This window comes from Phycobacter azelaicus (genome assembly GCF_014884385.1).
GTDB lineage: Bacteria > Pseudomonadota > Alphaproteobacteria > Rhodobacterales > Rhodobacteraceae > Phycobacter > Phycobacter azelaicus.
The window spans coordinates 1514898-1535582 of record NZ_WKFH01000003.1 but is presented as its reverse complement, the minus strand read 5'-3'; the positions used below and the strand labels follow the sequence as shown (position 1 = coordinate 1535582).

Sequence of the window (20685 nt, the reverse complement as noted above, 5' to 3'; positions counted from 1 at the left end):
GGCGCCATGACCCAAGTAAGCGCGCATTATCAGACCCGCAGCGAAGCAGGCCAGATCCGCCCGGATCCGGCACAGCAGGCTGTTCTGCCGGAATTTGACCGCATAGCCGAGGGCCTGATGGCGCCGCCGGTGAAACGCGGCCTCTTTCGCAAGGCGACGCGGGCCGAGGTCAAGGGCCTCTACCTCTGGGGAGGGGTCGGGCGCGGCAAATCCATGTTGATGGATCTCTTTGTCGACAGCCTTGATGGCATTCCCGCAAGGCGGGTGCACTTCCACGCCTTCATGCAGGAAATCCACGCCAAGATGCACGAGGCGCGCCAGCAGGGCGTGCAGGACGCTCTTGCGCCCGTGGCCAAGGAAGTTGCGGACTCCGTGCGCCTTCTGGCCTTTGACGAGATGCAGATCACCGATATCACCGATGCGATGATCGTGGGGCGGTTGTTCGAAGCGCTGTTCGAGGCGGGCGTCACCGTGGTCACCACCTCGAACCGGGTGCCGGATGACCTCTATAAGAACGGCCTCAACCGACAACTCTTCCTGCCCTTCATCGATCTCATCAAAGAGAAGATGCAGGTCTGGGAGATGGTCAGCCCGGTGGATTACCGGCAGGATCGCCTCAAGGGCTCACCTGTCTATTTCACGCCGGTGAATGCAGAGTCCCGCGCCCAGCTTCGCGCCATCTGGGAGGATCTTTCGGGCGGCGATGCTCAGCCCCTCACGCTTGAGGTGAAGGGCCGCGAGGTGGTGCTGCCCGGTTTCCGCAATGGGGTCGCGCGGGCGACATTCTATGACCTTTGCGGCAAGATGCTGGGACCAGGCGACTACCTTGCCATCGCCGAAGAGGTGAAGGTTCTGGTGCTCGAGGACATCCCCCGCCTGTCGCGCAGCAACTTCAACGAGGCCAAGCGCTTCGTCACCCTGATCGATGCATTGTACGAGGCGCAGGTGCGGCTGATCTGCACTGCCGCCGCCGAGCCGGAATACCTCTATGTCGAAGGCGACGGCGCATTCGAATTCGAACGCACCGCCTCCCGCCTGCGCGAAATGCAGGACAAGGACTGGGGTCAAAGTTGAAAACACGGCGCATCGGGCTTACTCTCTTTCCCAAAGGAGGGTCCGAAAAATGCCCAACGATGCCGCCACAACAGCCCTGAGTGCGCAGCGCAACCTGCATGATGATCTGGTGGGTCAGGCCTGGCAGTCTGCGGTTTGGAACGGATTCTGCACCATGGTGGCCTACGGCGCGTCGGTCTTTGCGTTCAGAGAGGCCCTACCCAGAGTGGACTACGGCGATCTGATCGCACTTGGCTGTCTGGCAGTCGCCATTGTGGTCGTGATGACCTTTGTTGGCGTACGTTTGCGGCGAAACCGATTGGCCGCTGCTCTTGAAGGGCGGCTGTACAAGACCATCGCCCACATCGACCAACGCGATCCACAGGCAGCTGCCAAGGCGGCCAGCCTCGACCAGAAAGAGGTCATTCGGGCCGCACTCGCGCAAAGTGCCGAAAAGCACTAGCGTCGGATGAAACCGCCCATTCTCAACAAGGCAAGCCCGACCGACCTGGACGACGTGGTCGCGGCCTTGCTGAGGAACCCGGCGGACATCCTGATTTGGAACGGTCTGGACAGGCATCCCCGTCCCGCCGACCAGACCCGACCACGTTTCTGGGCCGATATCCTCTTGCAGGCAAGGCAGCATGAGTTGAGGAAGGCCCCGCCGGCTATCGAATACGCCCTGACCGGCGGTGGGTGGACCGCTACGGTTCTTGGCTTCGGCTTTCTCACCACGCCCCTTGGTGTCCCCGCACTCATATCCATGGCGCTCACGGCGATTGGATCGGCCACTACACTCTTTGGTGGGGTGCGTCTCGTCGGACAGGATATCAGATCGATGGAGCGACTGGCCGCCATCGAACAGGCCCGCGCCCTGCTGGACGACCATATTTAGAGCCGCTATCGCGGCACCTCGGCCACGCCGCATCAGCGGCGCCATGCCCAACGGGGTGAGATCGCAAGATCGAAGCCGGGCGGGAGTACCCCGCCCTGCCCGTGTCGTTCAGCCGTTTTCGCGCAGGATATTGCCCGCGAGGTAAAGCGATCCGCAGATCAGCACCCGAGCCTCCGGATCTTCGGCAACGATCGCCTTCAGCGCCGATAGTGTATCCGCTGCGCGGTTGGCGTTGATACCGACGGATTGCGCAGCAGCCTCTGTCTCTTCGGCGCTCAGCGTTGCCGCCTCTCCGGGAATTGAAATGGCCGTCAGGCTTTCCACATGGGGCGCCAGCGGGGCCATGTAGCCGGTGACATCCTTGGTGTTCAGCATCCCGCAGATGAGATGCGTTGGTTTCTTTGGCAACCCCGCAAGGACATCAGCAAGCGCCACGCCCGCCGCCGCGTTGTGCCCGCCATCCAGCCACAGCTCGGCGCTTCCCGCTGCCTCCAAAAGCGGGCCCGTCTTCAGGCGCTGCATCCGCGCAGGCCATGTGGCGCCCGTCATGGCCGCTTCACAGGCCGCCTCATCCATCCCCAGATGCCGCAGGGCCGCCAGAGCGATCCCGGCGTTCTGCACCTGATGCGCCCCGATCAGCGCGGGCATGGGCAGATCCATGAGGCCGGTTTCATCCTGAAAGATCAGGCGACCGCGTTCCTCGTAGACGTGCCAGTGCTGGCCGTGGGCAATGAGTGGCGCGCCATGGCGGGCCGCGACGTCCTCGATCACCTCCATCGCTTCATCCGCCTGCGGGCCGACAACCACGGGCACACCGCGCTTGATAATCCCCGCCTTTTCGCCCGCGATCTTGGCGATCGTGTTTCCAAGGAACTGTTCGTGGTCGATCGACACCGGCGTAATCACCGAAAGGGCGGGTTGTCCGACCACATTGGTGGCATCCAGCCGACCGCCAAGCCCAACCTCCAAGAGGGTGTAATCGGCAGGCGTGCGCGCAAAGGCCAGCAGGGCCGCGCAGGTGGTGATCTCGAAATAGGTTATGTTCTCACCGCCATTCGCCGAATAGCACTCGTCCAGAACCTCCGCGAGGTGATTTTCCGTGATCAGCTCACCGGCCAGCCGGATACGTTCGTGAAACCGCGCCAGATGCGGCGAGGTATAGGCATGAACGGATTTTCCCGCCCCCTCCAGCCCGGCGCGGATCATAGCCTGGGTCGATCCCTTGCCGTTGGTGCCCGCAATATGCACCACCGGCGGCAGGGCGTCCTGCGGGTTGTGCAGCGCCGCAAGCAGGCGCCAGACCCGGTCCAGCGTCAGATCGATGATCTTGGGATGCAACGCCATCATGCGGTCGAGGATGGCATCGGAGGTCTGTTGCGTCATGGCTCGCTCCCTGCTGGGGTCTGATGAAAAAGCCCGCCCGCCGGGTCAGGCAGACGGGCGCGGCAAAGCACCCAGCACGGGTGCACGCAGTCTATGACAGGGTTACTTGGTCTCGTTCGCTGTATCTGCGGCAGGTTCCGCGTCTTTTTCGACCTCGGGCGCGGGCAGCTCTTCGGCCTCCCCCGGCGCCGGAAGATCACCCACCACCTGCGGCGGCAGGCCCATCAGCATACGCACGATGGTGATCAGCTCTTCGCGAAGCTCGGTGCGCGGGGTCACCCGGTCCAGCATGCCATGATCCAAAAGGTATTCGGCACGCTGGAAACCATCGGGCAGTTTCTCGCGGATGGTCTGCTCGATCACGCGCGGCCCAGCAAAGCAGATCAGGGCGTTCGGCTCAGAGATCTGCACATCCCCCAACATCGCATAGGACGCCGTGACGCCACCGGTGGTGGGGTGGGTCAGAACCACGATGTAAGGCAAACCCGCCTCTTTCAGCATCTGCACCGCAACAGTGGTCCGCGGCATCTGCATCAGCGACAGGATACCTTCCTGCATGCGCGCGCCGCCAGCCGCCGAAAACAGGATCAGCGGGCGCTTCAGCTTTACCGCCTCTTCGGCGGCTGCAATGATCGCATTGCCCACATACATCCCCATGGAGCCGCCCATGAAGGAAAAGTCCTGCGCAATGGCCACGATGGGCGTGCGGCCCATTTCACCGGCGGCCACCAGCATGGCTTCTTTTTCGCCGGTCTTTTTCTGCGCCGCCTTCATGCGGTCGGGATATTTTTTCTGGTCGCGGAACTTCAGCGGATCGGCCAGAGGTTCAGGCACAGCGACCTCGGTGAAGATGCCGCCGTCAAACAGTGCATTGAACCGGTCGCGCGGCGTGATGTGCATGTGATGGCCGCAGTTGGTGCAGACGTTCAGATTGTCCTTCAACTCGCGGTGAAACAGCATGGTGCCGCACTCGTCGCATTTGGTCCACAGGTTTTCCGGGACTTCACGGCGCGAGAAGATCGAGTTGATCCGCGGGCGGACGTAGTTGGTGATCCAGTTCATATCATGCCTCTGTGGGGGCTGTTCGGCCCCTCAGATAAGCCCCATCGCGTTCAATTGCAATCAGCGCCGTATCGCAAGGCGCGCAGCAAGCCATGTGACCAGCATCATGGCAAAGTCCACCGCAAGCCAGGGTCGCAGCGCCTCGGTATCGGACATGTCAAACGGCTGTAGATAGAGAGCAAGCCCATGAAGGCTGCTGGGTGACGCGAAAAGCAGCAGCGCAGTGACATTGTTGAAGAAATGCACCGCAATGGCCGGACCAAGCGTACCCGCACGGGCAGTAAGATCGGCCATCAGACAGCCAAATACCCCGGCCCAAAGCGCAATGAGAACAGCGTTATCCCCTGCCTCGTTTGGCAGAAAATGCCCAAGCGCAAATACGGCAGAGGGCGCCACAAGCCAGATCAGAGGGCTTTTGAAGCGCGCTGCAAGGCTCTGCTGGATATAGCCACGAAAGAGAATCTCCTCAGCGCTGGTCTGGATCAGCACCACCAGCAAAGAGAACGGCAGCAAGGACAACCAGGTTCCAAACGGCAGGTTCGGCTGCATCGGCGCTCCCATTTCATAGGGAGGAAGCAGCGACAGCACGATGCCGAGACCCAGCAGATAGAGGCTCACACGAAGGAACTGGCGCACCAGCGGGCGCGGCTGCCCAATGACCGAAAAGAAGGCGCGATCCTGCAAAAGCCGCGCGCTCAGCGCAACGCCCAGCGTGATGAAGCCAAAACCACCCAGCAAAACCAGCATCGCCCCGGGCGTGCTGCCATCGGCCATTCCGCTCAGCCAGGTGCCGGGAAAAAGCGCCGCCAGGATCGGCAGAACAACCGAAGAGAGCGCAAAGGCGATCAAGTAAACAACGACGAGACCGATCCCGAGCCGCCAGAGCTGCGGTTTTGCCCGCGCAGCACGCACAAGCGCTTCGTGGGCGGTGTAGTTCTGCCTCTCCAGCATCAGGTCTTAGTCCTTGTTCGGTTCCGGCCCCACGTTCCCCGCCGCGTCCTGCACTCCGCCTTGTGCGCTTTGCTGCGCCATCGACAGCATCCTGTCACCAGCATTGGACAAATGGCCCGCAGTGGTCTCTAGCAGGCGCAGGGCCGCGTTGATATCGCTTTCGATCACCGCCTTGTATTCCGTGGCGCCGATGCGCAGAAACCTGCAGTCCTCGGCTGCAAAAAGATCCAATTTGCGGGTGTCTTTCGTGATCACCGCCAGATCGCCGATCAGCCGTCCCGGCTCAATCACGGAAACCGGCGCGGCCCCCTCTGGTGCGTTTGGCCATCTGAGCTCGGCCCGGCCCGACAGGCAGAGGTAGACCGCATCGCCACTTTCCCCGGCAGCAAACACCCGCTCGCCTGCGGGCACCTCGTGCCAGCCCGCAGAAAACGCCAAAAGCCGCTGGTTGCGGGTATCGAGCTGCGCAAAAAGATCGGCTCCCGCAATGATGTCGAACTTGGCCGCGAAATCGCTGGTTCCAGCCCCCTCCGGAACCCCTTCGCTGCGCCGCTTGACGCCATCGATCCTCCCATCGCGGATCTCGAAATAGAGGTCATATCGCTCAGGATGCTGGATATGATCCTCCATGAAGATCATGGTGGTCTGCGGCATCAGACCGCGCAGGCGATCCCGCGTGCGCAGGCGGTTCTCGGCGCTGTGGCTGGCAAGAGCCTTGTCCAGAATCAGGATGTCGGGCCGCTTGATGGCGGCACGGGTAAAGGCGGCGCGTTCCTGGAACACCGGCTCCAGCATCGAGCCGCCAAGACCAGTTGGCAGATCATAAAGGATCAGCGCCAGGCGTTTTTGCAGGCCGTGGGATTTCAGCACCTCGGCCACAACAGCCTCAACCTGTGCCGCCCGCGCCCCGGCGCGGAGTGATATTCTCCCAAAAAGCGCGTTTTCAAGAACCGACAGGCGCGCGAAATAGGCCTGCTCTTTCAGCGGTTGAAACAGCCCTTCGGTCTCAGCGATCAAACGTGCGGCGTGACTTTTGCGAATTTTCAGAATGCGTGCCTTGAAGTCATCGGGCAGGCTTGATCCGATCTGCTCTTCGCTCAACAGGAACGGCACCGTCATCAGGAGCGCCTGCTCCTCTTCTGACATGCCGCCGCTACCCTGCGACGTGAACTGTTCAGCCGCGCTGCACAGGCGCCGATACAGATCCTCCTCGATGCCCAGACGCAGAAACAGGGGATGGTCCGTGTCCTCGCGCCCGAAGGTCTTGATAAGCGTATCCACCACCCCAAGGCCGATACCCATGGTTTCGGCGCTGAGACCCTGTTCGCGGATCAAGCGCAGCAGCAGCCCGCCGGGAGCGATAAGTTCTTCCACCGGCACCTCGCGGGTCGGCACGGCAAAAAGGATGTTCCCGGCAAGGGGCACCGCCGGGTTGAAGCGTTCCGGATCAAAGTGATGTACCGCGTCCGCAAGGCCCGCGTCCTGCAAACGCTCGCGAATGATGGGACGCAGGCGGATGATGTGCTGCACCAGCGCCGGATGGGCGCCGCTTTCGAACCGAGCATGGAGGGTGCGCTGAAACAGCTGCTCATCGATACCCATCGCCTCGATCAGCTGAAACCACCAGTCACGAAGGTCCCCTTCGGAGCCGAGACCCGCCAATTCGGGATTGACCCAGTCGGCCTCCAAAAGATCGCCGCTGTTGCCGGCCCGCTTAGCCTCGGCCTGTTTGCGCAAGGTCGCATTGTCGCGGCTGACGTTGCCGGGGCGGCTGCGCAGCGGCATCAGGACGTTGTCGCCAAGGGAGCCGGAAAAGAGGTAGGGGTGCGAATAGGCATATCCGATGCGGGCGGCGATCACTCCCTGGTGCAACTGGTCAAACCGATGCCCGGCCACCTCGATCGTTCCGCGCGCGGGCATGATCTCGCGGGTCAGCAACTGGCCAAAGGCCGCCCGCGCGCTGTCGCTGGAACTTTTGATCGCAACCCTGCTGCCCGCCGGAATGGTCAAGGAGATATCTTCGAGCACGATATTGCCATCACCGTCCCGAACCGAGACACCCCGCATTTCGATATCCCCGCGCAGGTGCGGGATGTCATCTGGCTCTCCCTCGATCAGCGCCGCATCGATCATGCCGCGCGGGGCAAAGCGGTCCACCATGATCTTCCAGCGCAGGGACATGTCCTGCACCTGGTTGTAGTAGGTCAACAGCTCTTTCCACGGGGCCGACAGATCCTTGTAGGCCGCCAGCGCCGCGACCAGCGCCCCGACGGTGATGTCCCCCCGGATCGCCAGAACGCCCCCCGCCGAGTAGAACACGAAAGGTGTCATATGGCCGATCATGTTGTTGAGGAACTTCATGAAGTACTTCTTGGTGTAGATCCGGCGGCGAATCTCGAACAGGCGCCCCAGCCGGTCCGAGACCTGCGCCAGGCGATACCGCCAGCCGCCATTGGCGCGCAGATCCTCTATCCCGGCAGCGGTCTCACCGATCTCGGCAGCCAGCATCCGCACCTCCTGAATGCGGTCCTTGTTCAGCAAGTTGATCTGGCGCTGCAGCATCGGAATGAGCCAGGCCTGCAGCGGAATGAGCGCCACCGACACCAGACCGAACCAGACGCTTTGCATGAACAGGAAGGTCACGATGGTCAGCATCTGCCCCAGCTGGAACACCGGCTGCGCCACCGCATCGCCCATCAGGCCGCCCATGGGTTCGCTCTCTGATGTGATCATCGACACCAGCTCTCCCTGGCTGGTGGTGCGGAAATAGGGCCGCGGAAAGCGGATCATGCGACTGATCAGCGTATAGCGAAGGCGCCGCAGCAGGCGTTCGGCCACGATACCTTTCATGGTGTTGAGCCGCATCTTCATCATGCCGCCCAAGAGAACCGCCCCTAGAAACGCCAGACACAAAAGCAATAGATAATCGACCTGACCGACCTGATGCCCGCCCCAGACATCGATCACCGGCGCCTCGGCGCCGATGGCATCGTTGATGATCCGTTTTGGCAGCTCTAGACTGGCATAAAGAAACGGGAAGGTCAGAACAGTAAGCGCAAGCAGCAGGAATTGCTGACGGCGCGAATGTGCCCAGATAAAGGCGAAGAGTGAAACCGGCAAAGCCTGCGCCCCCTTGGAGGGCGAACCGGATTTTATCGATCTCATGATGCCACCCGGTCTTACCTGTGCTGACGATTTGAAACGACCCCGCAGCGTTCATCACGCTTTGGCTTCCCTCAGGCCGCCCGGTCAAAAACAATCTCGTAAAACTAGGCAGCACTGTGCATTTTGACAAGGTGGAGCCGGGCCAAAGAGCCTTGCCTCTTGTCCTGTTCCTTTGCCGCATCTATCCCTGTTGGACGCACTGAGAGAAGCGCCTGCCGGGGGAGCAGCAAAGCTGGGCAAAAGAGCGAGCATAAAAGATCGTGTCACGCACGCGCTGCGGTTCCTTGGCCGCCGTGCAAATGGGTTTGCGGCATTCTCTGTCTTCGCCGTTGTGTCCGCTTGCGATCAGGTGCCGAGCGGCGGTCTTCCTTTCGCCGCACCAAGCGCGGGCACTGACCGGCTGACCGCAGTGGCCATGGATGGCGCTGATATCGTACTGGCAGCGCCCGCAGGTTATTGTTTTGATAAAAAGATGCTCCGGCGGGATGCGGCCGACGGATTTGCCCTGCTGCCGCGCTGCGACAGGCTGGGCGTCAGGGGGGTCTTTGCCAGCTTTGGCAAAAGCGCCGTCATAACCGCCACTCTCGGCAAGGCCGCCGATGGCCGAGCCTCCCCTTCGCTATCAGAGCTGGCGGCAAGCGTGCCGGGAGCGCATGTTCTGGAAGAACGCAACGGAGGGACGCTGCCGCTGGTCAAACTGGATATGCCGGATCACGGCGCGCGAGGGGCCAGTTCCGAGCACTGGCGCGGCGCCTTTGTGCAGGACGGTTACGTGATCCTGCTGGCGCTCTACGCCCCGGAGCAAAGCCCGCTGCTTGATGCACGCGGCGCAGACCTGCTCGATCAGATGGCCCAGCGCACCCGCGCCGCCTCTGCTCTGCAGCCAGTGGTGGCTACGACTGTTTCACCCCCTGTCACTACTCACCTGCCGCGCCGCATCCCCTCGGGCGCCTTGCGGCCTGTTGCGCGCGGTGACCGCGAGCAGCAGGCAAAAGCGCCCCTAAAATCCGGCGGCGGCACAAATCTCTCTCTCACGGAGCGAATTGCAGGTTTATTTGACTGATCCGGAGCGGCTAGATTGTCGGCAGCGGTTCGGGCATATGCGCCAAGGACCGTGACCGGTAAAACCGGCAAGGCAACAACAGTCAGAAGGCAGGGCCCCAGAAGTCATGAGCAGGATTATGGAAAAGCTGCTGCATCGCCGCACCCTGCGCCATTGGGGCCGCATCGCCAATAAGGTGGAAACCGCCCCCCTCAACGAGTTGCGCCGCCAACAAAACCGGGCACGGCAGCTCAAATCGCGCCTTGACCGGCTGCTGCATGTGGCCGAAGGGCGGCTCGCTCTGCCGCATATCGGGTCCAGCTCATTTCCGACGCCTCATGGCAGCGACTGGTCCTGGCGCCCAGAGGCATGGCGCGGTCCCCTGCCGGTTCCCGGCCTGTCCTCGGTGCCATCCAAGGCCAAGGTCGGCAGTGAGGTGCAGGTGTTCCATGATTGTGCCTATTCCGAGCTGACCCTGCGCCAGTTGCGCAATACGCGCGAAGAAGACCTTGCCCCCCATGGCTTGCGCCTGGATGTTTTCAACTTCGACGGCTCGTTCCTGTCTCTGGTTATCGCCCTGCCTCAAGGCGCATTGGAAGGACTGACCCGTCAGCACCTGATCCGCTTTGACACCATCGTTGAGACCGAAAGACCGCTCGAGATCTTTGCCAGGCTCAACATCAGCCACGGGCCGAACACCGAACAGATCGTGCGAGAGCTGCCCCACGGTGAACGCCGCATGGGCGTGGAGTTCGATCTGGCCTATACGAAAATCAACGAAAAGCGCGTCAAGAGCGCCTGGCTTGATCTGATCTTTGAAGCGCCCGAGATGAACCAGGTGGTGCTGCGCGACCTGACCTTTGCCCGGCATCGCCGCGCCAACCTGTGAGGCCCTCCGAGATGAGCGATCTGACAATCACCAAGATCCGTTTCCGCAATGGCCGCTGGGAAGGCCATGTGAGCGGGGGCGGCGAGCAGCCGGACATCACGGTGCTCTACCTTGATCAACCCGTCAGCGATGTCAGCCTGAACGAAACCGAAACGGCAGGTGTCTGGGAGCTGGTCATACCGATCCCGTCGGCGGCCGTAGCTGATGGCGTGCACAGTTTCGTCATCACCTGCGCAGGGCAGGATAAACCACTGTACCATTTCACGCTCCTTGGGGGGGATGTGGACTCCACAGACCTGCGGACCGAGGTAGACCTCCTGCGGGCAGAGCTCGACATGCTGAAACGGGCCTTCCGGCGTCACTGTGTGGAGACTGCCTGATCCGGTTATCAGGCCGCTGTTCCCCTTGCGCGCGCCAGATCGGCCTCGATCTCGATCAGGCGCTGTTTGCGCCACAGACCGCCGCCATATCCCGTGAGGTTCCCGTCGGCAGACAGAACCCGGTGACAGGGCACGACCAGCGCCAGTTGATTGGCCCCATTGGCACGAGCCACCGCGCGCGTAGCAGACGGACGCCCCAAATCCTTGGCAATCTGGGAATAGCTGCGCGTTTCTCCCGCCGGGATATCGCGCAGGAGGTCCCAGACAGCCCGCTGGAAGGGCGTGCCGTGCAAGGCCAACGGTGTTTCAAATCGATCCGAGGTGCCTGCGAAATAGCCGTTCAATTCCAGTGCCACCTGATCCGTCGGCGCTGGACGACCAAAGCCGATACCGCCAGCTTGAGAGGCTGCCAGCCGCATCATTTCCCTTGGGAGGGCCTTGCGATCCGCAAACTCCAGAAGGTGCAGCCGATGCGCACAGCTAACCGCGATCATGGGGCCAAGGGGCGTGTCTATCCAATCGGCCAGCAAAAGGGCATCCGAACGGAAACTGCCCGGTGCCAGACCCGTCAAGCGAGCAAAGGCGGCCCTGAAGGCAGAAGGGGACTCGAACCCCGCTTCGATCTGCGCTGCGATCACCGGCTCCCCGGCCTTTAGCGTCGTGAACCCCTCGCGCAGACGGCGCTGGCGGGCCATTTCGAGGAAGGTCATGCCGAAATGGCGCCGGAAACTGCGCCGTACTGTGGAAGGATCAAACCCAAGGGCATTTATATCTCTCTCGCGCCACCGGTGGGTCGGGCGTTCTTCAAGGGCGGCCAGAAGGGCTTGCACCGTGGGATCTTCTCCGGCGGCGGCGGCCAGGGGCTTACAACGCTTGCAGGGGCGGAATCCTGCGTCGATACAGTCGCCCGGCGTCTGGAAAAACCGGCAGTTTTCGAACCTGGGTTTGCGCGCCGGGCAGGTCAGGCGGCAAAAGATGCCGGTTGACGTGACACCCACATAGACGCGCCCATCATAAGATACATCACGGGACAGCAGCGCTTTGTACAGGGTACGGGAATCAGGCAGATCGAACATCATGAGGCCACCCTAGCCCAGCACGCCGCCGGATGCCGCCGGTTTCCGGGCGCCTATTTCAACCGGGTTTGCCTGAGGGTCATGCCGCAGCCCTGAAACGGGCGAAATCCCGCCGTGATATTGAATAACCATTGAGCGTACGGCTTGATAGCCACAAGATTGATTGGCCGACGGGACCAGTGGCGACAGCCAGCGTGTCACCGGGCGGCGACCTGCCGACAGGCGTAGCGTCGTGCAGGAGGCAGCGGGCGCTTTTCAGCCTGCACAAGGAGACACAAGACATGAGATTTTTGGCAGCAGGAGCAACGGCCATTCTAATGGCATCCCAGGCATTTGCAGGGTCATACGAGACCAGGTGCGAAACGCAGATGGTGCCTTATCAGGAAACCGTCAAAGGCGGCAGTCCTGAAAAGATAATCGGCGGAGCAATAGTTGGCGGAGTGATCGGAAAGGTCGTGACCGACAAAAACGCCGGCGCTGCCGTCGGGGCCATCGTTGGTGGCGCCGTTGCCAATGAAACCAGCAAGAACACCGTCACCAAATACCGAGAGGTCGAGACCTGCACAAATGTCTTCGTGCCCGAACGCATCACTGATGAGGCGGAGCTTCAAAAGGTCTTGCAGGATCTGAACGACGGCAACACTGTCAGCAAGGAGATGACCATGGACGCGCAGTACACGATTGGCGTGTCCTATGACGGAAAGTGGGGTCCGAAATCACGGCTGGCAGCCGAGAAGTACCTGGCAAATCTTGCGCCGGATGCGCCGCTCTATTCCCTGGTGGTGAACGATGTGGTCATTGTCAGCTCGCCCGATGTCAATGCGATTGATGAAATCAAGGAGGCCTTGCTTGAGGCTGGTGTCGCCTCGCAGATTTTCATTGACCTGGAGTGACGCCCTGACGGTACAAAAACGCCATTGGGGCCGAACCCAGGCAGAAAGGCCGCCCCAACGGGGCGGCCTTTCCACTTCTTCTCCTCACCCGGATCAGTCGTTCGGACCGAGCGCGGTCAGCCCCTTCAGAATGTCGATGGCATAGGCCAGCTGGTAGTCCTGTTCCCGCAGTTCGGCAGCTTTTTCCGCTTTTTCGCGATCTTCTTCGATCTGACGGACTTCGTCCTCTGTCAGGCTGTCATTGTTGAGGCGCCCGCGAAGATCCGCCTCCGAACGAGAGCGATGTGCCGCCGAGGCTGCCTCTTCCTCCTCGGTTGCAGGGCTGCGGCGGGGTTGTTCCACCACGATGTCCGGGCTGACGCCCAGCGCCTGGATCGAGCGGCCCGAAGGCGTGTAATAACGCGCCGTAGTCAGACGCATTGCGCCATCACCACGCAGTGGCATGACGGTCTGAACCGAGCCTTTGCCAAAGGATTTGGTGCCCACAACGATGGCGCGGCGGTGATCCTGCAGGGCGCCAGCAACGATTTCCGAGGCCGAAGCCGAACCGCCGTTGATCAGCACCACGATGGGCTTACCGCCCGACAGATCACCGGGCGTTGCGTTGAAACGCTCGCCGTCTTCGGGGTTGCGGCCACGGGTCGAAACGATCTCGCCACTGTCAAGGAAGCTGTCCGCGACCTTGATCGCCTCCGTCAGAAGGCCGCCAGGGTTATTGCGCAGATCCAGAACGATACCGTTCACGTTGTCGATGCCACCTGCGGCTTCGATCTGCTCTTTCAGGCCGCTTTCCAGGTTTGGCGTGGTCTGGCGGTTGAAGGTGGTGATCCGCATCACCACGGTGTCACCTTCAGTGCGGGCGCGCACGGCGGTGAGCTTGATGGTGTCGCGGATGATTGAGACGTCAAAGGGTTCCGGCTCACCTTCACGCACCACGGTGATGATGATCTCGGATCCCACCGGGCCGCGCATCATATCCACCGCCTCGTCCAGCGACAGGCCAAGCACACTTTCGCCATCCACATGGGTGATGAAATCGCCAGCCTCGATCCCGGCCTCATCCGCCGGGGTGCCATCGATGGGCGAGACGACCTTCACAAAACCCTCTTCCTGGGTGACTTCGATACCAAGTCCGCCAAACTCTCCCTTGGTCTGCACCTGCATGCTGGCCGCGTCATCCGGTGACAGATAGCTGGAGTGCGGATCGAGCGACGACAACATGCCGCCGATGGCCGCTTCGATCAGCTCTTTCTCATCCACCTCTTCGACATATTGTGCGCGGATCCGTTCGAAGATATCGCCAAAGAGATCAAGCTGCTCATAGACCGTCGCCTCGCGGGCGCCTTCCTGAGCCAAGAGGGGGCCAGCCACGTAAGTGGTTGCCACGATCCCTGCCAGCGTTCCGCCAAATGCGGCCATCGCGAATTTTTTCATGAAACCTTTATCCACCTTTTCCGGCGTCGAACCATGTTTCAGGATCCACCGGGCTGTTGTCCATTCTCACCTCTATATAGAGCGTTTCTGTGCGGTCAGTTCCACCCCCTTCACCGCTTAGTGACAAAATCGCCCCCGCTTGCGGCGCCTCACCGCCCATCAGACCGACAGGTGTGCCCTCGGGGATGACCTCTCCGGCCGTACCAAAAACCTCGGCAAGGCCGGACAGAATGAACAGCGTGTCGGGCTGCGGCTCCAGAATCATCACGTTGCCAAGATCAAGCAAAGGGCCGCGATAGCGGATCGTCGCTGCCGTCGGCGATGTTACCAGCGCACGCGGGCGCGCGGCCACTAGGATGCCGGGGCGCGCAATCCCCGCAGCATCGCGCGCGCCATACGTGCGCAGCACCAGACCTTCGACCGGCAAGGGCAGATCCCCGCGCAAGTCGCTCACATCGGCGCGACTCTGGATCACCTCGCCATCGGCGATCTCGGAAAGGCCGCTGGCAAAACCAGACAGGGTCTCGGTCGAGGCAATCAGGGACGCGGTGCGGATTGGATCCTCGGTAAAGCGTCTGGGTAGGTCGGTGCGATCCGCGATGGCCGTCGACAGCTCAGTGCGGGCGGTCTGGATACCGCTCAGCCCCTCTTGCAGCTTTTCCGCCGCCGCCTGCTGCAACAGGCGCAGGGTCTGCACCTCTTCCAGATCTGCGCGCAGCGCTTCGGCGCGCGCATTGAGACCCGGCGTGACCTCGGCCAGCATCATCGCAGAGCGCGCCGCGCCCAAGGGCCCGGACGGGTGCAGCATCAGAACCGGCGGCGAGGAGGTTTCGATCGTCTGGATAATACCCACCAGCTCGGCAACCTCCTCCTCGCGAGCACGCAGCTGCGCCAGAAGCTGGGATTCGCGTCGCGCCACGCCGCGCAGACCGTCGCGCATGGCGGCCAGGCCCGCCTCATAGGCTCGGATGGTCTCGCTTAGCGCCTTTACCCTATCGCGGGCGCTGTCAGCCTGCTCCAGTTTCAGCGTTGCCGCCTCCAGCTGCGCTGCCGCTTGCCGCGCCGCGCGCGCGGCTTCGGTTTCGGCCTGCGCAGGTAGCGCCAGCGCAAGACACAGCACAAGTCCGCAGAACAGGCTGGAGGGACGCAAAGTCATGCGAGCAGGCTCTCGCCGGTCATCTCGTCCGGCTTGGGCAAGCCCATAAGGTCCAGCAGGGTCGGCGCCAGATCCGCAAGGCGCCCATCGCGCAAGGTTGCCCCTTCGGGTCCGCCGACCAACGCCAGCGGCACAAGGTTGGTGGTATGGGCAGTATGGGCGCCCCCGGTTTCGGGATCGATCATCACTTCGCAGTTGCCATGATCGGCTGTCACCAGCATGGCGCCACCCGCCTTTTCGAGCGCGGCAACGACCTGGGTCAGGCCCTGATCCACCGCCTCGCAGGCCTTGATCGCAGCCTGAATGTCGCCGGTATGACCGACCATGTCCGGGTTGGCGTAATTGGTGACGATCAGGTCATAACCCTTCTCGATCGCCTCGACGAATTTCTCTGTCACCTCAGGCGCCGACATCTCGGGCTGCAAATCATAAGTGGCCACTTTTGGCGATTTCGGCATGTAGCGGTCCTCGCCCGCCTCCGGTTCCTCCTTGCCGCCGTTGAGGAAGAAGGTCACGTGCGGATATTTCTCGGTCTCGGCCAGGCGGAACTGGGTGAGGCCCTGTTTCGCGACCCATTCCCCCAGCGTGTTGACGATGGGCGCCTTGGGATAGCAGGTGGTCATATAGGCGTTGTGCCCGTCGGAATATTCCACCATCCCCAGAAGCCCCGCCAGTTCGGGGCGCGCACCGGTGTCGAAATCGGCAAAGCCCGGCTCGCCGATGGCGCGCAGGATCTCACGCGCGCGGTCGGCGCGGAAGTTGAGGCAGAAGAAGCCGTCGCCGTCCTTCACCCCCTCATAGCCCGCCACCACGCTGGCACCGATGAATTCATCGGTTTCGGACTGGTTGTAGGCATGATCCACCGCGTGATGGGCATCGCGCACGCTGCGCCCCTGCGCCTTGATCATGGCATCATAGGCTTCCTTGACGCGCTCCCAGCGGTTGTCGCGGTCCATGGCGTAATAGCGGCCCGTCACGGTGGCAACACGCGCGCCTTCGGACATCTTTTCCTTCAGTTCCTCGAAATAGCCAAAGGCGGATTTCGGTGCCACGTCGCGCCCGTCCGTCACGGCATGCAACCAGACCGGCACGCCTGCGTCGCGGATCGCTTTGATCGCGGCCAGGATATGGGTGATGTGCCCATGCACCCCCCCGTCCGAGACCAGCCCCATCAGATGCGCAGCGCCGCCGGTTTCCTTCAGTTTGGCAATGAAGTCCTGCAGAGCATCGTTCTGAAAGAAAGAGCCATCCTCGATGGCAAGGTCTATCTGGCCCAGATCCATCGCAACCACCCGGCCCGCGCCGATATTGGTGTGGCCCACCTCGGAATTACCCATCTGCCCCGAGGGTAGCCCCACATCCGGCCCATGGGTGATCAGCCGCGCGGTGGGACCGTTTTCCATGATCGCATCGAAAGTGGGTGTATTCGCCATATGAGGGGCATTGGCCACCCCCGGCTCCCCTGTGCCCCAGCCGTCAAGAATGCAAAGAACAACGGGTTTGGGTCTGCTCATCGGTAGGTCTCCGGGATAGTCGGACTGTGTCAGCGTTGAGATGCCTTCTACAGGCTTGCCGCGCATTGGGAAACCGCCGTTAGCGCCAGATGTGGCAATGGGTGCACGTATTGCTGAGGGTCGCGCCCGACCCTGGGTGGGTTCAAAGCGCCCTCCCAAGGGGGAGGGCGGTGCCGGACCAAGTTGCCCTCAGCCCTCTGGCGACAGGATATGCCGCAGCAGCGCGACGGGATGCGCCCTCAAAGACAGGCGCATCGAGACGTAATCCTCCACCACTTCCTCGCCGATGCTCATCTGCGGCAGGTGGGCGGCGGGTTCATCTATCGCCTCGCCCTCCAGCTCGCGCTCGAACAGGGGCAGTGGTTTCTTCGCGGTGATCGCCTTGGCCTGCCACAGCGCCTCACGACGGGACAGGCCCAGAACGGCAAAGGCATCCGCCTCGGCCAGCCGTTCGATCACCGGCGGCGGCAGACCCGCCTTGCGCCAGACGTCCTGCACCTCGGTATAGCCATTGCCGCGCGCCGCCGTCAGCCAGCTGATATCCTCGTCGCTGAGGCCCTTGATCTGGCGAAAGCCGAGGCGCAGCGCCAGCCCGCCCTGCCCGTCCGGCTCCATCACATTGTCCCAGTAGCTGGCGTTGATGCAGATCGGGCGCACCTCAACCCCATGGGCGCGGGCGTCCCGCACGATCTGCGCGGGCGCATAGAACCCCATCGGCTGGGAGTTGAGCAAAGCGCAGGCAAAGATACCCGGATGGTGGCATTTGATCCAGGCCGAGGCATAGACCAGAAGCGCGAAACTGGCCGCATGGCTTTCAGGAAAGCCATAGGCGCCGAACCCTTCGATCTGAGAAAAGCAGCGCTCTGAGAAGTCGGCGTCATAGCCGTTGCGTGCCATGCCACGCAGGAACAGGCTGCGGAATTCGGAGACATTGCCGTGCTTCTTGAAGGTCGCCAAGGAGCGGCGCAGCCTATCGGCCTGTTCGGGGCTAAAGCCCGCGCCCACCATGGCGATCTGCATCGCCTGCTCCTGAAACAGCGGCACGCCAAGGGTCTTGCCCAGCACTTCACCCAGCGCATCCGAAGGAAACTCCACCGCCTCCTCTCCGTTGCGGCGGCGGATATAGGGGTGGACCATATCGCCCTGAATGGGACCGGGGCGGATGATCGCCACCTCGATCACCAGATCGTAGAAGTTGCGCGGCCGCATACGCGGCAGAAAGTTCATCTGCGCCCGGCTTTCGACCTGGAAAACCCCGATACTGTCGGCCCGGCACAGCATGTCATAAACCGCGGGATCCTCGGGCGGCAGCGTGGCGAGGGCGTAGTCCAGCCGGTGATGCTGCCGCATCAGATCGAATGCCTTGCGGATGCAGGTCAGCATGCCAAGGCTAAGGACATCGACCTTGAGAATGCCCAGCGCGTCGATGTCGTCCTTGTCCCAGCAGATGACCGTGCGCCCCTCCATGGTGGCGTTCTCGATCGGCACCAATTCGTCCAGACGGCCTGCGGTGATGATGAAACCGCCCACGTGCTGCGACAGATGCCGGGGAAAGCCGATGATCTGCCCCACCAGATCCAGCGTTTGGCGCAGGCGGGGCGCGTTCGGGTCCAGGCCGATCTCGCGCAGGCGGGCGGGGTTCGCGCCGCTGCGGTCAAAACTCCCCCAGAGCTGCGAGGACATGGCGGCGATGGTATCCTCGCTCAACCCCATGGCGCGGCCCACCTCGCGGATGGCGCGTTTGCCCCGGTAGTGGATCACGGTTGCGCACAGCCCCGCCCGGTGGCGACCGTAACGCTCGTAGATCCATTGGATCACCTCTTCACGACGCTCATGCTCGAAATCCACATCGATGTCGGGCGGCTCGTCGCGCGCTTCGGACACGAAACGTTCAAAAACCATGGTGCCCATTTCCGGGCTGACCGAGGTGACGCCAAGGCAGTAGCAGACCACCGAATTGGCCGCCGAGCCGCGTCCCTGACACAGGATCCCGCGGGAGCGCGCAAAGTCGACAATGTCATGGACGGTCAGGAAGTAAGGCTCATACTTCAGCTTGGCGATCAGGGTCAGCTCATGCTCCAGCATGGCGCGGACCTTTGGCGGAGCGCCTGCCGGATAGCGCCAGATCAGCCCCTGTTCGGCAAGACGGCGCAGACGCTGGGATGAGGTTTCGCCCTCCAGCCCTTCGTCCGGGTAGTCATAGCGCAGCTCATCCAGCGAAAAGGTGAGGCTGGCGGCCAGATCCTGCGCGCGCATCAGGGCGTCTTCGTGGCCTCGGAATATGCGCTTCATCTCCTCCGGTGCGCGCAGGCGCTGCTCGGCATTGGCAAGGGCGGCGCGGCCCAGATCCTCTACCCGGCAGCGCAGGCGGATGGCGCTCAGCACATCCGCAAGGCGGCGGCGCGATCCATGGTGCATACGCGGGGCGGCGCTGGCGATCGTGGGCAGGCTCAGTTCATCGGCCAGGGCCGCAAGCCGGGTAAAGCGGTGTCCATCCCGCCCGTCATAGGCAGGGGACATCATCAGGTGCATCCGTCCGGCAAAGCGGCGCGTCAGCGCTTTCATATGCGGCCCCCACCCGCCCGCGCCGCCCGGCAGAGGCTCCGCCTGTGGCAACAGAAGCAGGTGGAGACCGTCGGCAAACTCCAAGAGGTCAGACATCTGCAGATGACACGCGCCTTTCTCGGCCCGCAGCCGCCCGGTCGAAAGCATCCGGCACAGGCTCCCCCAGCCTTTGCGATCCATGGGCAGGGCGATCACCGGTGGCGCATCGGTAAAGACCAGCCGCGCCGCCGGGATCAGACGTGGCACCGCATAGATCGGGAAAGAGGGCACGGGCGGGATATGCGCAGGCCGGGGCGGCCCGATGGGCATATTCTCCCGGTCCCAGGCCTGCCGCTCACCCACGCGGCGGGCAATATCACGCGCCGCGCTATGGGCGCGCACGATCCCGGCAACCGAATTCTCATCCGCAATCGCCAGCGCCTCGATCCCCAGCTCAACCGCGCGCGCCACATACTCCTCCGGGTGCGAGGCCCCGGTGAGAAAGGTGAAATTGGACAGAATCGCAAACTCAACAGACATGACCTCACCTATATATTCACGTTTTGTTCCGATATCGAGTCGCCCCCGCGGATCACGCCCGAAGGGGGATCCGCGCCACGCCCAACCGGCGAAAACCCGGCTCTGCCGGTTTTGAGACGGGCGGGAGCCCCCCATCGGTCAGATGCGCAGGATCCGGGTCGCTCTGCCCCTTCGGAAAACGGCAGTACTGATGCCAAACAGGAGACACCCCATGCTGAAGATCACCGCCCTTCCCACCAACATCACCCGCACCCTTCAAGCAGGCGGCCCAGACGCCAACGGACAGCCGCCGGAACGCTGCCTATCCGACGGCGGCGGCAATCCCTGCCGCCATTGCCTGCGCTACATCCCCAAGGGCGCGGAGATGCTGATCCTCGCCCACCGCCCCTTTCCCGCGCCACAGCCCTATGCAGAGGTCGGCCCCATCTTCCTGTGCGCGGATGAATGCCCCCGCTATGACGGGGGTGAGATGCCCGAGGCGCTGCAAGGCTCCCCCGATTACCTGGTCAAGGGCTACGGTGCAGACGACCGCATCGTCTACGGCACCGGAGCGGTGGTAGAGCAGGCGCAGATGCTAGAACAGGCCGGGCAGATCTTCACCGATCCCCGCGTCGCCTACATCCACATAAGATCCGCCCGCAACAACTGCTATAAGGCGCGGATCGACCGGGGGTGAATGCAAGTAGGGCAGCGCCTAGCCGAGGTGGG

17 protein-coding genes are annotated in these 20685 nt (G+C 62.5%); 8 read left to right on the top strand and 9 right to left on the bottom strand.

Annotated features, from left to right (window positions below):
• The first annotated feature begins 6 nt into the window (after positions 1 to 6).
• The 3 genes from zapE to INS80_RS08305 are packed head-to-tail and all read left to right on the top strand — an operon-like array spanning position 7 to position 1948.
• Positions 7 to 1074: a cell division protein ZapE gene (gene zapE / locus INS80_RS08315; protein ID WP_192965179.1), complete on the top strand. Its 1068-nt coding sequence runs from the start codon at positions 7 to 9 to the stop codon at positions 1072 to 1074.
• A 49-nt stretch (positions 1075 to 1123) separates the two neighbouring features.
• A complete protein-coding gene (locus INS80_RS08310; RefSeq protein WP_192965178.1) occupies positions 1124 to 1516 on the top strand; it encodes a hypothetical protein in 393 nt (130 codons plus the stop codon).
• A gap of 6 nt (positions 1517 to 1522) precedes the next feature.
• The gene (locus INS80_RS08305) at positions 1523 to 1948 is read left to right on the top strand and encodes a hypothetical protein (protein ID WP_192965177.1); all 426 of its coding nucleotides are present in this window, start codon (positions 1523 to 1525) and stop codon (positions 1946 to 1948) included.
• Positions 1949 to 2056: 108 nt separating this feature from the next.
• Here the strand turns inward: INS80_RS08305 and INS80_RS08300 are convergent, their stop codons facing one another.
• From INS80_RS08300 to INS80_RS08285, 4 genes are all read right to left on the bottom strand, one after another.
• Positions 2057 to 3331, bottom strand: a complete 1275-nt coding sequence (locus INS80_RS08300) for a bifunctional folylpolyglutamate synthase/dihydrofolate synthase (RefSeq protein ID WP_192965176.1) — start codon at positions 3329 to 3331, stop codon at positions 2057 to 2059.
• Positions 3332 to 3433: 102 nt separating this feature from the next.
• Positions 3434 to 4393, bottom strand: coding sequence for an acetyl-CoA carboxylase, carboxyltransferase subunit beta (gene accD / locus INS80_RS08295; protein ID WP_192965175.1), 960 nt, complete (start codon positions 4391 to 4393; stop codon positions 3434 to 3436).
• A 60-nt stretch (positions 4394 to 4453) separates the two neighbouring features.
• On the bottom strand, positions 4454 to 5344 hold the full coding sequence (locus INS80_RS08290) for a CPBP family intramembrane glutamic endopeptidase (RefSeq protein WP_192965174.1): 891 nt from the start codon (positions 5342 to 5344) through the stop codon (positions 4454 to 4456).
• 6 nt (positions 5345 to 5350) lie between these two features.
• Positions 5351 to 8509, bottom strand: coding sequence for an ABC transporter transmembrane domain-containing protein (locus tag INS80_RS08285; protein WP_226892587.1), 3159 nt, complete (start codon positions 8507 to 8509; stop codon positions 5351 to 5353).
• A 472-nt stretch (positions 8510 to 8981) separates the two neighbouring features.
• Here INS80_RS08285 and INS80_RS08280 point away from each other — a divergent pair, with 472 nt between their 5' ends.
• From INS80_RS08280 to INS80_RS08270, 3 genes are all read left to right on the top strand, one after another.
• Positions 8982 to 9572, top strand: coding sequence for a hypothetical protein (locus tag INS80_RS08280; protein ID WP_192965173.1), 591 nt, complete (start codon positions 8982 to 8984; stop codon positions 9570 to 9572).
• Between the two features lie 106 nt (positions 9573 to 9678).
• Positions 9679 to 10440: a DUF6478 family protein gene (locus INS80_RS08275; protein WP_192965172.1), complete on the top strand. Its 762-nt coding sequence runs from the start codon at positions 9679 to 9681 to the stop codon at positions 10438 to 10440.
• Positions 10441 to 10451: 11 nt separating this feature from the next.
• A complete protein-coding gene (locus INS80_RS08270; RefSeq protein WP_192965171.1) occupies positions 10452 to 10820 on the top strand; it encodes a hypothetical protein in 369 nt (122 codons plus the stop codon).
• Positions 10821 to 10828: 8 nt separating this feature from the next.
• On the opposite strand, the gene INS80_RS08265 is transcribed toward INS80_RS08270, so the two are convergent.
• Complete coding sequence (locus INS80_RS08265) at positions 10829 to 11899, bottom strand: bifunctional transcriptional activator/DNA repair enzyme AdaA (RefSeq protein ID WP_192965170.1); 1071 nt, start codon at positions 11897 to 11899, stop codon at positions 10829 to 10831.
• Positions 11900 to 12177: 278 nt separating this feature from the next.
• Between INS80_RS08265 and INS80_RS08260 the strand changes: the two genes are divergently transcribed.
• Positions 12178 to 12789: a hypothetical protein gene (locus INS80_RS08260; protein ID WP_192965169.1), complete on the top strand. Its 612-nt coding sequence runs from the start codon at positions 12178 to 12180 to the stop codon at positions 12787 to 12789.
• Positions 12790 to 12882: 93 nt separating this feature from the next.
• Here INS80_RS08260 and INS80_RS08255 read toward each other — a convergent pair whose 3' ends face one another.
• The 4 genes from INS80_RS08255 to INS80_RS08240 form a co-directional block, all read right to left on the bottom strand.
• The gene (locus INS80_RS08255) at positions 12883 to 14223 is read right to left on the bottom strand and encodes a S41 family peptidase (RefSeq protein ID WP_192965168.1); all 1341 of its coding nucleotides are present in this window, start codon (positions 14221 to 14223) and stop codon (positions 12883 to 12885) included.
• A 7-nt stretch (positions 14224 to 14230) separates the two neighbouring features.
• Positions 14231 to 15379: a murein hydrolase activator EnvC family protein gene (locus tag INS80_RS08250; RefSeq protein WP_192965167.1), complete on the bottom strand. Its 1149-nt coding sequence runs from the start codon at positions 15377 to 15379 to the stop codon at positions 14231 to 14233.
• Positions 15376 to 16893 carry a 2,3-bisphosphoglycerate-independent phosphoglycerate mutase gene (gpmI, locus tag INS80_RS08245; RefSeq protein WP_192965166.1) on the bottom strand — a complete coding sequence of 506 codons (1518 nt, stop codon included), beginning with the start codon at positions 16891 to 16893 and terminating at the stop codon, positions 15376 to 15378. Before gpmI ends, INS80_RS08250 begins: the two co-directional genes overlap by 4 nt.
• A gap of 189 nt (positions 16894 to 17082) precedes the next feature.
• Positions 17083 to 19977: an error-prone DNA polymerase gene (locus INS80_RS08240; RefSeq protein ID WP_192965165.1), complete on the bottom strand. Its 2895-nt coding sequence runs from the start codon at positions 19975 to 19977 to the stop codon at positions 17083 to 17085.
• Positions 19978 to 20188: 211 nt separating this feature from the next.
• Between INS80_RS08240 and INS80_RS08235 the strand changes: the two genes are divergently transcribed.
• Positions 20189 to 20653, top strand: coding sequence for a DUF1203 domain-containing protein (locus tag INS80_RS08235; protein ID WP_192965164.1), 465 nt, complete (start codon positions 20189 to 20191; stop codon positions 20651 to 20653).
• Positions 20654 to 20685 lie beyond the last annotated feature (32 nt).